The organism is Gordonia phthalatica (genome assembly GCF_001305675.1).
GTDB lineage: Bacteria > Actinomycetota > Actinomycetes > Mycobacteriales > Mycobacteriaceae > Gordonia > Gordonia phthalatica.
The window spans coordinates 1859343-1874835 of the sequence record NZ_CP011853.1; the positions used below are offsets into that span (position 1 = coordinate 1859343).

At 68.7% G+C, this 15493-nt stretch carries 16 protein-coding genes; 11 read left to right on the plus strand and 5 right to left on the minus strand.

Annotated features, from left to right (window positions below; genetic code table 11):
• Window positions 1-84: 84 nt before the first annotated feature.
• From ACH46_RS08660 to ACH46_RS08670, 3 genes are all read left to right on the plus strand, one after another.
• Window positions 85-1053 (plus strand): acyl-ACP desaturase, encoded by a 969-nt coding sequence (locus ACH46_RS08660; protein ID WP_062392546.1) that lies wholly within the window; start codon window positions 85-87, stop codon window positions 1051-1053.
• Between the two features lie 66 nt (window positions 1054-1119).
• On the plus strand, window positions 1120-2340 hold the full coding sequence (gene cobA, locus ACH46_RS08665) for a uroporphyrinogen-III C-methyltransferase (RefSeq protein WP_062392547.1): 1221 nt from the start codon (window positions 1120-1122) through the stop codon (window positions 2338-2340).
• A 1-nt stretch (window position 2341) separates the two neighbouring features.
• Entirely contained in the window at window positions 2342-2803 is a 462-nt protein-coding gene (locus ACH46_RS08670; RefSeq protein WP_062392548.1) for a hypothetical protein, read from the plus strand.
• Between the two features lie 64 nt (window positions 2804-2867).
• Here the strand turns inward: ACH46_RS08670 and ACH46_RS08675 are convergent, their stop codons facing one another.
• Window positions 2868-3710: a DUF559 domain-containing protein gene (locus tag ACH46_RS08675; protein ID WP_226995816.1), complete on the minus strand. Its 843-nt coding sequence runs from the start codon at window positions 3708-3710 to the stop codon at window positions 2868-2870.
• Between the two features lie 131 nt (window positions 3711-3841).
• The gene (yaaA, locus tag ACH46_RS08680; RefSeq protein WP_062392549.1) at window positions 3842-4582 is read right to left on the minus strand and encodes a peroxide stress protein YaaA; all 741 of its coding nucleotides are present in this window, start codon (window positions 4580-4582) and stop codon (window positions 3842-3844) included.
• Between the two features lie 60 nt (window positions 4583-4642).
• On the opposite strand from yaaA, the gene ACH46_RS08685 reads away from it, so the two are divergent.
• On the plus strand, window positions 4643-6373 hold the full coding sequence (locus ACH46_RS08685) for a proline--tRNA ligase (RefSeq protein ID WP_062395173.1): 1731 nt from the start codon (window positions 4643-4645) through the stop codon (window positions 6371-6373).
• A 4-nt stretch (window positions 6374-6377) separates the two neighbouring features.
• Here ACH46_RS08685 and ACH46_RS08690 read toward each other — a convergent pair whose 3' ends face one another.
• Both ACH46_RS08690 and ACH46_RS08695 read right to left on the minus strand, forming a co-directional pair.
• Complete coding sequence (locus tag ACH46_RS08690) at window positions 6378-6803, minus strand: ferritin-like domain-containing protein (RefSeq protein ID WP_062392550.1); 426 nt, start codon at window positions 6801-6803, stop codon at window positions 6378-6380.
• Window positions 6800-7309, minus strand: coding sequence for a twin-arginine translocation signal domain-containing protein (locus tag ACH46_RS08695; RefSeq protein WP_226995817.1), 510 nt, complete (start codon window positions 7307-7309; stop codon window positions 6800-6802). The genes ACH46_RS08690 and ACH46_RS08695 overlap by 4 nt, the downstream gene beginning before the upstream one ends.
• Window positions 7310-7433: 124 nt before the next feature.
• Here ACH46_RS08695 and rimP point away from each other — a divergent pair, with 124 nt between their 5' ends.
• The 7 genes from rimP (at window position 7434) to ACH46_RS08725 (ending at window position 15050) form a co-directional block, all read left to right on the plus strand.
• The gene (gene rimP / locus ACH46_RS08700) at window positions 7434-8000 is read left to right on the plus strand and encodes a ribosome maturation factor RimP (RefSeq protein WP_062395174.1); all 567 of its coding nucleotides are present in this window, start codon (window positions 7434-7436) and stop codon (window positions 7998-8000) included.
• Between the two features lie 39 nt (window positions 8001-8039).
• Window positions 8040-9083, plus strand: coding sequence for a transcription termination factor NusA (gene nusA, locus ACH46_RS08705; RefSeq protein ID WP_062392552.1), 1044 nt, complete (start codon window positions 8040-8042; stop codon window positions 9081-9083).
• Window positions 9084-9158: 75 nt separating this feature from the next.
• Window positions 9159-9404, plus strand: a complete 246-nt coding sequence (locus ACH46_RS20780) for a YlxR family protein (protein ID WP_335334164.1) — start codon at window positions 9159-9161, stop codon at window positions 9402-9404.
• Between the two features lie 102 nt (window positions 9405-9506).
• Window positions 9507-12329, plus strand: coding sequence for a translation initiation factor IF-2 (gene infB / locus ACH46_RS08710; RefSeq protein WP_062392553.1), 2823 nt, complete (start codon window positions 9507-9509; stop codon window positions 12327-12329).
• A 3-nt stretch (window positions 12330-12332) separates the two neighbouring features.
• Window positions 12333-12797 carry a 30S ribosome-binding factor RbfA gene (gene rbfA, locus ACH46_RS08715; protein WP_062392554.1) on the plus strand — a complete coding sequence of 155 codons (465 nt, stop codon included), beginning with the start codon at window positions 12333-12335 and terminating at the stop codon, window positions 12795-12797.
• Window positions 12794-13762, plus strand: a complete 969-nt coding sequence (locus tag ACH46_RS08720; protein WP_062392555.1) for a DHH family phosphoesterase — start codon at window positions 12794-12796, stop codon at window positions 13760-13762. Before rbfA ends, ACH46_RS08720 begins: the two co-directional genes overlap by 4 nt.
• A gap of 13 nt (window positions 13763-13775) precedes the next feature.
• Entirely contained in the window at window positions 13776-15050 is a 1275-nt protein-coding gene (locus ACH46_RS08725) for an MATE family efflux transporter (protein WP_062392556.1), read from the plus strand.
• A 9-nt stretch (window positions 15051-15059) separates the two neighbouring features.
• Here ACH46_RS08725 and ACH46_RS08730 read toward each other — a convergent pair whose 3' ends face one another.
• Window positions 15060-15392 (minus strand): GNAT family N-acetyltransferase, encoded by a 333-nt coding sequence (locus ACH46_RS08730; protein ID WP_062392557.1) that lies wholly within the window; start codon window positions 15390-15392, stop codon window positions 15060-15062.
• Window positions 15393-15493: the final 101 nt, after the last annotated feature.

The window sequence follows — 15493 nt, forward strand, 5'->3', positions numbered from 1 at the left end:
CAGGACTCTGCGCGACTCGGGGCCCAATCTCGACGGGACCTTCGCCCCGAGAAATCGCAGGTGGCGACGACCAGAGTGAGAGACATGACCAGTTTGATCGGTAAACCGATGAGCGGCAGCGACCTGCTTCGCGAACTCCTGCCAGTCTGCGAGACCGAGGTGGAGCGTCACCTGAAGATGACCCTCGACTGGAATCCGCACGACTACGTTCCGTGGGACGAGGGGCGGAACTTCGAAGCGCTCGGCGGCGTCGACTGGGAACCCGGACAGTCCGCGCTGTCGGAGACCGCGAAGGCCGCGATGATCACCAACCTGCTCACCGAGGACAACCTGCCGTCGTATCACCGGGTGATCGCCGAGAACTTCAGCCTCGACGACGCGTGGGGCTACTGGGTCGGTCGGTGGACGGCCGAGGAGATGCGGCATTCGACGGTGATGCGCGACTACCTAGTCGTGACGCGCGGCGTCGATCCGGTGGAGCTCGAACGCATGCGGATGCTGCACATGATCGGCGGCTTCGACCCGCTGCCCGACGACGACGGTCAGCGCGACCACAGCTACGACATGCTGTTCGCCGTCGCCTACGTCTCCTTCCAGGAGCTCGCGACCCGCGTCAGCCACCGGAACACGGGCAAGGCATGTGGGGACCCGATCGCCGACCGCATGCTGCAGCGCGTCGCCGCCGACGAGAACCTCCACATGCTCTTCTATCGGAACGTGATGGCCGGGGCGCTGGACCTGGTGCCGGACGAGGCGATGGCGGCGATCTACCTGATCGTGTCCAACTTCCAGATGCCGGGCGCGACGATGCCGAACTTCCGGCGCAACGCCGTGTTGATCGCGAAGGGCGGCATCTACGACCTCCCGCAGCACATGTCCGACGTCGTGCTGCCGGTCCTGCGGAAATGGCGGATCTTCGAGCGCGACGACTTCGGTCCGCTCGGCGAGATGTATCGCGATCAGCTGTCGGAGTATCTGCAGCGGATGAACGTGAAGGTGGCCAAGTTCGAGGAGTCACGGGCGCGCGCGTTGGAGCGCGCCGCGGCCCGCTGACGGTCGGTCCGGCGAACGTCGGGCGCGGGCCGGGTCACAGCGGCCCACCGACTACGCTGATCTGTCATGGTGCACCCTCACTATCTGGCCGGACTCGACCTCCGCGGACGCCGCGTCGTGGTGGTCGGCGGCGGCAGCGTCGCCCAGCGTCGACTGCCCAATCTGATCGCCGCCGGCGCCGACGTTCACGTCATCGCCGTCGACCCGACGCCCACCGTCGAATCGGAGGTCGCGGTGACCGTGGAGCGTCGCGCCTATGTCGACGGCGACCTGGCCGGCGCCTGGTACGCGATGGCCTGCACGGACGATCCCGAGGTCAACGCGGCGGTGGTCGCCGAGGCCGAGCGGTCGCAGATCTTCTGTGTCCGCGCCGACGACGGCAAGCAGGGCACCGCGGTCACGCCCGCCTCCGGAACGCATCGCGACCTGCAGTTCGGGGTGCTCGCGAGCGGTGACCACCGACGGTCGGGAGCTGTCCGCGCCGCCATCACCGAGGCGCTGGCCGACGGTACGTCGTTGAAGGTGGACGAAGGTCGACGGCACGCGGCCGGCGTTGCGCTGGTGGGCGGCGGTCCCGGCGACTCCGACCTGATCACCGTCCGCGGCCGCAAGCTGCTCGCCGAGGCCGACGTGGTCGTGGCCGACCGGCTGGCACCGGTCGGCCTGCTCGACGAGCTGGGCCCGCAGGTGGAGATCATCGACGCCGCCAAGGTGCCCTACGGTCGCGCGATGCGCCAGGAACGGATCAACGAGCTGCTCGTGGAGCGCGCCCGCGCCGGCAAGTTCGTCGTGCGTCTGAAGGGCGGCGATCCGTACGTCTACGGTCGCGGTTTCGAGGAGCTGCAGGCCTGCGTGGAGGCCGGCGTTCCGGTGACGGTGGTCCCGGGCATCAGCAGTCCAATCGCCGGGCCGGAACTGGCGGGCATCCCGGTCACCCATCGCGGTGTCACGCACGAGGTCGTCATCGTCTCCGGACACGTCGGCCCCGACCATCCGGACTCGCTGACCAACTGGCCCGCGCTCGCGCAGATGCGCGGCACCATCGTCATCATGATGGCGGTGAAGCGGATCGACGAGTTCGCGAGCGCGCTGCTCGCAGGCGGTCGTGCAGGGGACACGCCCGTCGCCTTCATCGAGAACGCGTCGCGCGCCGACCAGCGACTGCTCCGCACGGATCTGGCGCACGCCGGACAGACGGCGCGCGAGGAGAACCTGATCGCGCCCGCAATCGCCGTCGTCGGCCCCGTCGCCGGGTTCACCGACGCCGATCGAGTTCTGGGATTCTGACATGAACGCACGCATCGCCGCCGGCGTCTCCGGTGCCTTCCTCCTCGCCGCCGCGATCTGCGCCTGGTGGGTCCATCCGGCCATCTCGGCCGTGCTGGTGAGCGTCTCGGTGATCGTGATGTCGGTGTGGCAGATCTACCGTCGACGCCGGGGCATCGCGCCCATGCCGCCGTCGATCGTGACCACCTACGTCGTCCCGCTGACGTTCGGTGCCCTCGCGGTGATCGCCCTCAACGGCTGGAACTACCGCATCGCGAGCCACGCCGGCTCCGACGGCGGCGAGTTCCAGATGCTCATCGGTCTGCTCACCGGCGTCGTCGGCATGTCCGCCGCCTACGGTTACGGTCGCCTCCGCGCGCAGAAGGCCCAGGTCGACGAGGTGGTCGAGGTGACCATCGCCGACGACCGTCGCACGCGCGGCGACGTCGACGACGAGCAGTGGTTCTTCCCTCAAGCGAAGTAGCCGCCGAATCTCGCGCTACCAACGCGTATAGCGGTCAGCCTTAAAGAAAACGGCCGATTCGCGCTCAGAACGTGGTGGCTGTGCGAGCAAGCTGGGGCAGGGGCTTGAGATGCTCCCGTCGCCGGACGATTTCGAGGATGAGCGGCTCGACCACATTCCACTGGTAGACCACCTGTTTGAAGGTGAGTCGTATGACGTTGTATCCCAGCGCTTTCGCATGGAGATCGCGGAGTCGGTCGTTCTCGAAGGTCTCCGGGTCCGCGTGATATGTGTATCCGTCGACCTCCACGATCAGCGATTCGCCGATGACCATGTCGACGCGCCCGACTTCGGGAATCTGCACCTGCGTGCGCACGCGCAGATTGTGGGACTGGAGGCGCAGGCGAGCCATGGTCTCGGTGCCTGATTCAGCTCGGCCGTCGCAACGTTGCAGTCTGTCGGTGATGCTGCGCGGCGCCGAGCCGAACCAGTATTCGAGTGTCGAGGGTGCAACGAGGCCCTTATTGAGGATCGAATCGCAGACGACGACGAAGTCCTCCTCCGGCAGGCACTTCGCCGCGTGCCGGAGGGCGGTCTCGAGATCGTCGACGGCGCCGCGTTCAGCGGGCTGGCGACCGCGTTGCCGACACCAGTGGGGGTGCAGCCGAGCTGTCGCGTCGTTCCCTCGGATGTGGACCTTGTCCATCGGCGGCACCCAGATTCCGTACAAGGCGAGTGCGGACGCGCACGACAACACGCCGCCGGCCGCGACCGCCTGAACGACATCGGGATGGGCTGTTGGCATCGCATACCAGTCCCGCCTGAGTTTGATGATGTCGCCGTCTGCCACTGCACGATCGATCTCTGCTCTTGAAGCGCGTTCCCGCAATGCGCCCCACCTGATTACCCCCGTATCCATGCTCAGCATGGTGCCGCACCCGTACGAGAATTATGTACGTTTTGCAGATATTGACGATTGCTCGCACAGTCACCACGAAAACCCCCGATTTCGCCACTTTTTTCGAAGGGTGGCCGCTATACGCGTTGGTAGTGCGGGAATCAGTCGGTGACGACGGTGATTTCCAGTGGCGACGTGATCTCCACCCGCTGGCCGGCGTCCGACAGGACGGCGGCGAGGGCGTTGATGTCGCGGACGTTCCGGCGGGTGCGGACCAGCTCGCGCGCCATCAGGCCCTTGTAGTGCTTGTTGAAGTGGCTCACCACCTTGCGGGAGCCGTCGGGGAACTCTGTCACGACCGTCGCGGTCACCGCGCCGTGCACCGGACCCAGCTTCTGGTAGACGCCGGAGCGCAGGTCGACGACGAAGTCGTCGAGGGCATCGAGGGCGGGGGAGAGCGCAGGCTTCCAGAGTGAGCCGAGCGTGCCGAAGCCGGGCAGCTTGGACCCGCCCGAGAGTCGGTACGCGGGGATCAGGTCGGTGGCGGCGACGACGCCGAACAGGGCCGAGCCGATCAGCAATCGGTCGGCGGCCTTGGCCTTGGTCGCGCGGGTCATGCCGGGGTAGTCGAGGGCGTCGTAGAGGACCCCGGTGTAACGGGTGATCGCGGTGCGCGTCGGGGACTCCCACAGATCGGCGTTGCGCTCCACCTCGGCCACCGCGGAGGCGCCCAGTCCCAGTGCTTCGCGCGATGCGTCCAGGTCTGCGGAGAGCTCGACGATCGCATCGGCGAGCTTCCGGCGGATCGGGGTCAGCTCGGGCAGCGTCAGGGAGTCGAGCTGGAGCGGTGCGGCCTTGCCGCCGTCAGATTTGGTCTCCGAAGGAGGAAGGATCACGAGCACGCGACCACCCTAACGAACCGCGGGCTGATCCCACTAAGCTGGTACATCGTGATCACACGGATGTCGAACCTGTTCCTGCGTACCCTCCGCGACGACCCGGCCGATGCGGAAGTCCCGAGCCACAAGCTCCTGGTCCGCGCGGGTTACATCCGTCGCGCCGCCCCCGGCGTGTACGAGTGGCTTCCGTTGGGCTTGAAGGTCTTCCGGGCTGTGGAGAACCTCGTTCGCGAGGAGATGGACGCCATGGGCGCCCAGGAGATCCTCCTGCCGGCCCTGCTGCCGCGTGAGCCCTACGAGACCACCGGCCGCTGGACCGAGTACGGCGACGCACTGTTCCGCGTCAAGGACCGCAAGGGCTCGGACATGATGCTCGGCCCCACCCACGAGGAGATCTTCACCCAGCTGGTGAAGAGCGAGTACAGCTCCTACAAGGACCTGCCGGTCACCCTGTACCAGGTGCAGACCAAGTACCGCGACGAGGAGCGCCCGCGCGCGGGTCTTCTGCGCGGCCGTGAGTTCGTGATGAAGGACTCGTACTCCTTCGACATCGACGACGCGGGTCTGCAGGCCTCGTACGACGCGCATCGCGCCACCTACCAGCGCATCTTCGACCGCCTCGGCGTCAAGTACGTCATCGTCGCCGCGACCTCCGGCGCCATGGGAGGCAGCGCCTCCGAGGAGTTCCTGGCCGAATGCGAGGTCGGCGAGGACACCTTCGTTCGCAGCACCGAGTCCGGATACGCGGCCAACGTCGAAGCCGTCGTCACCCCGGTCCCGGACGCGATCCCGCTCGACGGCCTGCCCGACGCGGTGGTTCATGAGACCGGCGACACCCCGACCATCGACAGCCTCGTCGACTGGGCCAACGGTGCCCTCGACGGCGAGTACACGGCCGCCGACACGCTCAAGAACGTCATGGTGAAGATCCGCAAGCCCGGCGGCGAGTGGCAGATCACCGCGGTCGCCGTCCCCGGCGACCGGGAGGTCGACTTCAAGCGACTGGAGGCGTCCGTCGAGCCGTCCGAGGTGGAACTCCTCGTCGACGCCGACTTCGAGGCGAACCCCGAACTGGTCAAGGGCTACATCGGTCCCAAGGCCGTGCAGGCCGCGGGCTTCACCTACCTGGCCGATCCCCGCGTCGTCAGCGGCACCCGCTGGATCACCGGCGCGGACCAGCCCGGCAAGCACTACGTCGATCTGGTGTGCGGTCGCGACTTCACGCCTGACGGCGTCATCGAGGCCGCCGAGGTGCGCGCAGGCGATCCGTCGCCGGACGGCAAGGGCGTCCTGGAAGCCGCCAAGGGCATCGAGATCGGCCACATCTTCCAGCTCGGCCGCAAGTACACCGACGCCTTCGCCTTCGACGTGCTCGGTGAGAACGGCAAGCCGGTCCGCGTCACGATGGGCTCGTACGGCCTCGGCGTCTCGCGCATGGTGGCGGTCCTCGCCGAGCAGATGCACGACGACAAGGGGCTCCGCTGGCCGCGCGAGGTGGCGCCCTTCAACGTCCACCTCGTGATCGCCAACAAGGACGAGGCCGCCGTCGCCGGTGCACAGCAGCTGGCCGCCGACCTCGACGCCGCAGGTCTGTCGGTGCTGTTCGACGACCGCAAGGCGTCGCCCGGCGTCAAGTTCAAGGATGCCGAGCTCCTCGGCATGCCGGTGGTCGTCGTGGTGGGGCGCGGTTGGGCCGACGGCACCATCGAGATCCGGGACCGCTTCACCGGTGAGACCGTCCAGGCACCGGTCGACGGTGCGGTCGACGCGGTGATCGCCGCGGCGCGCGGATAGTCCGCTACTGGCCGGGGAACGCCACCGTCAACGGTGTCACCCCGGCCACGCCGCGCCAGTACGACGCACGCAGAGCGCAGTCGGTGAGGCCGTCGAGCGCGATCCGTCGAACCGAGGAGTCGTCGGCCTGTTCCAGGAGGGCTCGGTAGGCGGTCTCGCAGTCGCGCTCCGCGGCGGTCGCGGCCTTGGCCGCGGTGTCCTGATCGGTGACGTCGACCGGGAGTGTGTAGCCCGCGGCGGGAGTGCGCTCGGATTCGCCGGCGGCGAGCAGCTTCTCGTTGAGCTGATCCCGGCGGACGCGGTGCGCTGCGATGTTCTCGGCGACCGTGGTGCGGACGTCGCGTTCGGTGAACGCAGTGATGACGCCGTAGGTGAAGACCGCGGTGTTCTCGGCGTCGGCAGCATCGTTGAGGGCGGTGGTCTGAGTCATGCGAGTTGCACTTTCGCGAGGGTCTGGCAGGAGGCGCTGACGGAGCCGAGCAGGCCGGCGACGTATCCGGAGGAGCCGACGGCGGTCTTGCCCGCGGCCGTCGCGGAGGACTCGATCTGCTTGCCCAGCGCCTCGACCGAGGCGGTCGGGGTCGTCGCCGGCGACTCGATCTGATCGGCGATGGAGGAGTGCAGACGGTTGATCTCGTCGCGCAGTGCCTTCAGGTGCTCGCCGCGCTGATCTGACACGGTCCGTAGGGCCTTGGCGTACTCGGTGCTGCGCGGCGCCAACTGCTGGGCGGCGGCCTGGTCGCGGAACGCGGCTTGGGCGTGCGGCAGGAGCGCTTCGGCGTCCCGCTGACGCTGCGACGGTCCCGTCTCGCAGGCCGACAGGGACCACCCGGCGGCGACCGCGACACCGACCACGGCGCTGCCGCGCAGCACGGTGCGGCGACTGATCGAAGAGTCCGGAGACGGGTCCCGGCGGCGGGAAGGCAGTGGTGTCACAGAGGACGATTCTGCCAGCCGCCCCGGTCGACTACACTCGAAGCCCGGTCAGGCGGGCGCGCCGGACCGGCACACGGACCCGGGTGAGAGACTCGACCGCGACGAAAACAGGAGGATGAGCGGCATGACAGGCGAGGCCCTGACCGCGAACATCAGCGAACTGGTGGCACCGGTGCTCGACCGCCTCGGTTACGACCTCGAAGACGTCGCCGTTCTCACGCCGCCCGGACGGCGCGACATCCGCATCGTGATCGACCGCGACGGCGGAGCGAGCCTCGACGACCTCGCCGACGTCAGCCGGGAGCTCGACCCCGTTCTCGAGGGAGCGAACCTCCTCGGCGAGACCCCCTACGACCTCGAGGTCACCACCCCGGGCATCGGCCGACCCCTGACGCTGCCCCGGCATTGGCGGCGCAACCAGGGACGGAAGGCGAAGGTCGAGTACCGGGTCGACGGCGTGGAGAAGTCCGTCGAGGTCCGGATCGGCGCGAGCGACGACACGCAGGTGACGCTGGTGACCGTCGATAAGAGCCGGATCACCAGCGTCGACGTCGCCTTCGCCGACATCGTCCGCGGCGTCGTCGAAGTGGACTTCAGCCGCCCCGGCGAGGCGGCGCTGCGCGCCTGCGGACTCTCCGACGAGGAGATCGCCCGCCGCCGTGAACCCGCCACGCACACCACAACCGAATAACCGACAACTCAATCCGACAAGCGAATAGGAGTCCCCACCATGCACATCGACATCAGCGCACTGCGGCTCATCGAGGCCGACAAGGGCGTCCCGGCCAACACCGTGCTCGAGGCCATCGAGACCGCGCTGCTCACCGCGTACCGACACACGGACGGCTTCGCACCGCACGCCCGCATCGACATCGACCGCAAGTCCGGCGAGGTCCGCGTGATGGGTCAGGAGCTCGACGAGGACCGCAACGTGGTCCACGAGTGGGACGACACGCCGGAGGGCTTCGGCCGCATCGCCGCGACGACGGCCCGCCAGGTGATCCTGCAGCGGCTGCGCGACGCCGAGAACGAGAAGACCTACGGCGAGCTGGTGGCGCACGAGGGCGAGGTGGTCGGCGGCGTGGTCCAGGCCGACGCCAAGGCCAACGCCCGCGGCATGGTGGTGGTGCAGATCGGCTCCGACTCCAACGCGACCGAGGGCGTCATCCCGTCCGCCGAGCAGGTGCCGGGGGAGAGCTACAAGCACGGCGACCGCATCAAGTGCTACGTCGTCGGTGTGGCGCGCGGACCCCGCGGCCCGCAGATCACCCTGTCGCGGACACACCCGAACCTGGTGCGCAAGCTGTTCTCGCTGGAGGTCCCGGAGATCGAGGACGGCTCGGTCGAGATCGTGGCCGTCGCCCGCGAGGCAGGCCACCGCTCCAAGATCGCCGTGCACACCGGCGTCTCCGGACTCAACGCGAAGGGCGCCTGCATCGGTCCGATGGGCCAGCGCGTCCGGAACGTGATGAGCGAACTGTCGGGCGAGAAGATCGACATCATCGACTACGCCACCGACCCGGCCGTCTTCGTCGGCAACGCGCTCTCGCCTGCCAAGGTCCTGTCGGTGACCGTGATCGACGAGGAGACGAAGGCCGCGCGGGTCATCGTGCCCGACTACCAGCTGTCTCTCGCGATCGGCAAGGAGGGGCAGAACGCCCGATTAGCGGCCCGGCTGACCAACTGGCGGATCGATATCCGGTCCGACGCCGGCGATGGTGGTCCGCGCGACACGGACGGTGGCACCGACGAGCCCGCAGATACGCTAAACTGACCCGTGGCCCTTCGAATGTCGGCACCTCCGGTGCGTACCTGCATCGGGTGTCGTCAGCGCGACAGCGCATCCGCGATGATCAAGATCGTCGCAGTGCGCGGTGCGGACGACACGACCCAGGTGGTCGTTGACGAACGAGGGAGACTGCCGGGACGAGGCGCTTGGCTGCATCGCGACGAGAGATGTCTGTCGCTTGCGGTGCGGCGCAGAGCATTCGGACCGGCACTACGGGATCGCGGCGTCGCTGTGAGCCCAGAGGATCTCGCCGAGGCGATCGGCGTGATCACCCATGAGGACCCCGCACGGGGTCAGGACAGGTAGCAGAAGACATGAGCACACCGTGAAGTCTCCACGATGAGCACGTTTACTGATTGAACCGAGGTCGTAGCGGGTAGCCCGCTCGACCTCCAAGTGAGGAGAGCAGTGGCAGGCAAAGCCCGCGTTCACGAACTAGCCAAGGAATTGGGCGTCCCCAGCAAGAAGGTGCTGGAACGACTCAAGGAGCAGGGCGAGTTCGTCAAATCCGCATCGTCGACGGTGGAGGCCCCCGTGGCCCGTCGACTGCGTGAATCTTTCCAGTCGGCAGGCAATGCCGGCGACAGCGCCGCACCGGCCAAGCCGGCGGCGAAGCCCGGTGCCAAGCCGGGCCCCAAGCCCGGACCGGCTCCCAAGCCGGCCCCGGCCAAGCCCGCAGCAGCGGCCAAGTCGGCCGCTCCGGCACCGAGTGCACCCGCACCCGCTCCGAGTGCGCCTGCACCGAGCGCTCCGGCGCCGAAGCCCGCAGCCGCGTCGGGCCCGAAGCCGGGCGCCAAGCCTGGTCCGAAGCCCGCACCCAAGGCTCCGGCTCCCAAGCCCGCAGCCGCGTCCGGCCCGAACTCGGGCGGTCCTCGCCCGGGTCCCCGTCCCGGCCCGCGTCAGCCGCGTGTCGGCAACAACCCGTTCTCGTCGGCCCCGTCGCCCGCACCGCGCCCGATGGGCCCGCGTCCGGGTCCCGGCGGCCCGCGTCCGGGTGGTCGTCCCGGCCAGGGCGGTCCTCGCCCCGGCGGTCAGGGCGGTCCCCGTCCCCAGGGCGGTCGTCCCGGTGCAGGCGGCGGTCGTCCGGGCGCCGGCGGTCCCCGGCCCACGCCGGGCAACATGCCTCCCCGTCCGAGCCCCGGTGCGATGCCGGCGCGCGCGGCGCGTCCTGACGCCCGTCCGGGCGGTCGCGGCGGTGCAGGCGGCCGCAGCGGCGGTCCCGGTGGCGGTGGCGGCGGCTACCGCGGCGGTGCTCCCGGCGGCGGCTTCCGCGGTCGTCCCGGTGGTGGCGGCGGCGGTCGCGGTCGCGGCGGCACAGCCGGTGCTTTCGGTCGTCCGGGCGGCGCCCCGCGTCGTGGACGCAAGTCCAAGCGTCAGAAGCGTCAAGAGTACGACTCGATGCGCGCACCGGAGGTCGGCGGCGTTCGGTTGCCGCACGGCAACGGCGAGGTCATCCGCCTCGCTCGTGGTGCCTCCCTGTCGGACTTCGCGGACAAGATCAATGCCAACCCGGCATCGCTGGTCCAGGCCCTGTTCAACCTCGGCGAGATGGTCACGGCGACCGAGTCGGTCAACGACGAGACGCTGGAGCTGCTCGGCGGCGAGATGAACTTCGTCGTCCAGGTCGTCAGCCCGGAGGACGAGGATCGCGAGCTCCTGGAGAGCTTCGACCTCACCTACGGCGAGGACGAGGGCGGCGAGGAGGACCTCGCGCAGCGTCCGCCGGTGGTCACCGTCATGGGCCACGTCGACCACGGCAAGACCCGCCTGCTCGACACCATCCGCAAGGAGAACGTCGGCGGCGGCGAGGCCGGTGGCATCACCCAGCACATCGGTGCGTACCAGGTGAACACCCACCTCAACGACGAAGATCGCCTGATCACCTTCATCGACACCCCGGGTCACGAGGCGTTCACCGCCATGCGTGCCCGCGGCGCGAAGTCGACCGACATCGCGATCCTCGTGGTCGCGGCCGACGACGGCGTCATGCCGCAGACGGTGGAGGCGTTGAACCACGCTCAGGCGGCCGACGTGCCGATCGTCGTGGCGGTCAACAAGATTGACAAGGAAGGCGCTGATCCGACCAAGATCCGCGGCCAGCTGACCGAGTACGGCCTCATCCCCGAGGAGTACGGCGGCGAGACGATGTTCGTGGACATCTCCGCCAAGCAGGGCACCAACATCGATGCGCTGCTCGAGGCCGTCCTGCTCACCGCGGACGCGTCGCTCGATCTGCGTGCCAACCCGGACATGGACGCACAGGGTGTGGCCATCGAAGCTCACCTGGACCGCGGTCGCGGCCCGGTGGCGACGGTGCTCATCCAGCGCGGCACCCTGCGGGTCGGCGACTCGATCGTCGCCGGCGATGCCTACGGTCGCGTCCGTCGCATGGTCGACGAGCACGGCGACGACGTCGACGAGGCCTACCCGTCGCGTCCGGTCGAGGTCATCGGCTTCACCTCGGTGCCGGGAGCGGGCGACACCCTGCTCGTGGTCGAGGAGGACCGCATCGCTCGGCAGATCGCCGACCGGCGCAATGCGCGCAAGCGCAATGCGCTGGCCGCACGCAGCCGCAAGCGGATCAGCCTCGAGGACCTGGACAAGGTACTCAAGGAGACCAGCCAGCTCAACCTGATCCTGAAGGGCGACAACTCGGGCACCGTGGAGGCGCTCGAAGAGTCCCTCCTCCAGATCGAGGTCGACGACGAGGTCTCGCTGCGCGTGATCGACCGCGGTGTCGGTGGCATCACCGAGACCAACGTCAACCTGGCGTCGGCGTCGGATGCGATCATCATCGGCTTCAACGTTCGCGCGGAGGGCAAGGCCACCGAGCTGGCCAACCGCGAGGGCGTCGAGATCCGCTACTACTCGGTGATCTACCGGGCGATCGAGGAGATCGAGGCTGCTCTCAAGGGCATGCTCAAGCCGATCTACGAGGAGTCCGAGCTGGGTCGCGCCGAGATCCGTGCGATCTTCAAGTCGTCCAAGGTGGGCAACATCGCCGGTTGCATGGTCCAGTCGGGCATCATGCGGCGTAACGCGAAGGCACGCCTGCTCCGTGACAACACGGTGATCGCCGAGAACCTGACGATCAGTTCGCTCAAGCGTGAGAAGGACGACGCGACCGAGGTCCGCGAGGGCTTCGAATGCGGTCTGACGCTCACCTACGCGGACATCAAGGTCGACGACGTCATCGAGGCGTACGAGATGGTCGAGAAGGCGCGGGACTAGATCATGGCAGATCCTGCACGGGCCGCACGGCTCGCGAAGCGGATCACCACCATCGTCGCCTCGGCGATCGGTGGGGAGATCAAGGATCCTCGGCTCGCTCACGTGACCATCACGGACTGCCGGGTGACCGGTGATCTGCACGATGCGACCGTCTTCTACACGGTGATGGGTGCGTCGGTGGACTCCGAACCCGACGTGGCGGAAGCGGCGGCCGGACTGGCCGCCGCGACCGGCGCGCTGCGGACCAAGGTCGGTGCCGGCACGGGCGTTCGGTTCACGCCGACGCTGCGGTTCGAGCTCGACACGGTTCCCGACGCGACACGCGCCATGGACGAGTTGCTGGCGCGTGCGCGTGCCCAGGACGAGATGGTCGCGCGAGCGGCACGCGACGCCAAGCCTGCGGGCGACAGCGACCCGTACCGCCACGACGACGAGGACCCCGACGAGTCCGAGGAGTCCGCCGGGTGAATCCGGCTTCGAGTGAATCGGTGGCCGCTGCGCTCAGCGCTGCCGATTCGATATCGATCATCAGCCACGTGCGACCGGATCCCGACACGCTCGGGAGCGCACTCGGCTTGGGGCTGGCGTTGGCCGGACTGGGGAAACGAGTGCACTGCTCGTTCTCCGGTCCGGAGACGCTGCCCGGTCCGCTGCAGCAGTTGCCCGGTGTCCACCTGTTGGTGGAGGCCGGGCGACTGCCCGCGGCGGACGTCGTCGTCTCCGTCGACGCCGCGACGGCGGGTCGTCTCGGCGAGTTGGAACCGCTGTTTCGGTCCGCGACCAAGTCGATCTGCATCGATCACCATGTCTCGAACCTCGGGTTCGCCGACCTGGACCTGATCGACGCGGAAGCGGACTGCACGGCGTCGGTCGTCCTGCGAGTGCTCGACGAGCTCGGCGCACCGCTCACCGCGGACATCGCCACCTGCCTGTACGCAGGTCTGGTGACCGACACAGGGTCGTTCAAATGGGCTCGCCCGACGTCGTTCAGTGTGGCGGCGCGCCTGCTCGAGGCAGGTGTCGACGGCGGCCACTGGAGTCGCGTGCTGCTGGACTCGCACCCGTACTCCTGGCTCCAGATGGTCTCGAAGGTCCTGGCGCGATCGGTGCTCGACACCGATGCTGCGCAGGGGCGGGGACTGGTCTACGGCGTCGTCGACGCCGAGATGATGACCGAGATCAACTGGGACGAGTCCGAGAGCGTGATCGACGTGGTGCGGACCGCCCGAGAAGCCGAGGTCGCGGCAGTCTTCAAGGAGGTCGCCCCCGGTAAATGGGCGGTCTCGCTGCGCAGCAAGACCGACGTCGACGTGATGCCGGTCGCGCGGGCGTTCGGCGGCGGTGGACACAAGCGGGCGGCCGGGTACAGCGACTCCGGGACGGCCCGCGACGTCGTCGACCGACTCGTCGCTGAATTGCGGACGACGGGATAGTGCGATCACAGCCATGCTGCGGCTCGCCGCGTCCGCGTTGGTTGTGCTGATCGCGCCGCCGCTGTACCTGATCCTCGACCTGGCCGTGGTCGGCAGGCTCGGTGCCACCGAGCTCGCCGCGCTGACGGTGGCCACGTTGGTCCTGGCGACGATCAGCACGCAGCTCACCTTCCTCTCGTACGGCACCACCGCGCGCTCGGCCAGAGCATTCGGGGCAGGGGAGCGGGAGCGCGCGGTCGACGAGGGCGTTCAGGCGAGCTGGATCGCGGTCGGTGTCGGCACGCTCATCGTGGCCGTCGGTTATGCGCTGGCCCCGTGGATCACGCGAGCCCTGGTGCCCGACGCGACGGTCGCCGCCGACGCGGCCGACTGGCTGCGGATCGCGGTCTTCGGCGTCCCGCTGATCCTGCTCTCGATGGCGGGCAACGGATGGATGCGCGGCGTTCAGGACGTGCGTCGACCCGTGTACTTCGTCGCAGGCGGCTTCGCGGTGTCCGCGGTCCTGTGCATCGGCCTCGTGCACGGTGTGGGCGGGTTTCCGCGGCTCGGGCTGGAGGGCAGCGCGTGGGCGAATCTCGTCGGTCAGTCCCTCACCGGCATCGCCTTCGTGTGGCGGCTCGTGCAGGAGAGCGGAAGGCGGCTCAGGCCGGACTGGCCGGTGATTCGGGCGCAGCTCAGCATGGCCCGCGACCTGATCCTGCGCAGCCTGTCGTTCCAGATCTGCTTCATCTCGGCCGCCGCGGTCGCGGCGCGCTTCGGCGTCGCCCAGGTGGCGGCCCATCAGGTGGTCCTGCAGCTGTGGGACTTCACCTCGCTGCTGCTGGACTCGGTCGCGATCGCCGCGCAGCAGTTGGTGGGCGCGGCGCTCGGTGCCAAGGCGTTCGACGCCGCACGGAAGCTGTCCGCCAAGGTCACGGGAACGTCGGTCGCCATGGCCGCGGTGCTCTCGGTGATCCTGTTGCTCGGCATCTCCTGGCTGCCGAGGATCTTCACCGACGATCCGGCGATCCTCGACGCGATGCGCACGCCGTGGTGGTTCTACATCGTGATGCTGCCGATCGCGGCCGTCGTCTTCGCCCTCGACGGCGTGCTCCTCGGCAGCGGCGACGCGGCCTTCCTCCGGACTGCGACGCTGGCCGGTGCGCTCGGCGCCTTCCTTCCGCTGATCTGGCTGTCGTTGATCTTCGACTGGGGGCTCGCCGGGATCTGGACCGGCCTGCTGGCCTTCATGTGCGTCCGCCTGTTCGCAGTGGTCTGGCGGGTCCGCAGCGGCGCCTGGGTGAAGTAGGCCGGCGACTCAGTCCTGAGCCACGCCGGCCCGGTACTGCGGGAACCGGTCGAGGAACTTCTGAACGTACGTGCAGACCGGGACGAATTCGATGCCTGCGTCGTGCAGCTCGTCGAGCACGGATGACACCAGGAGCCGGGCGAAGCCGGCGCGACCGTACTTCTCGGTCACGACGGTGTGCAGGAGGACCACGCTGCCGTCGGGGCGATGCTCGTAGCCCTCGACGCCGATCAGCTCGTCGCCCGACCACAGTTCGTAGCGGTCCCGGTCGGGGAAGTGCCGGAGATCCGGTGCGGGGGAGAGGGTTACCGTCGGCGGCGGAACGGGGACAGGCGTGGTCATGACTCGAAAGTACCCTCGGCCGCCGCCGCGAGGGGCGAGCACGACGTGATTGCCGTCGAAGGTCCCGGGAGTTGGCTTCCTCGAACGACGGGAGTACGGTA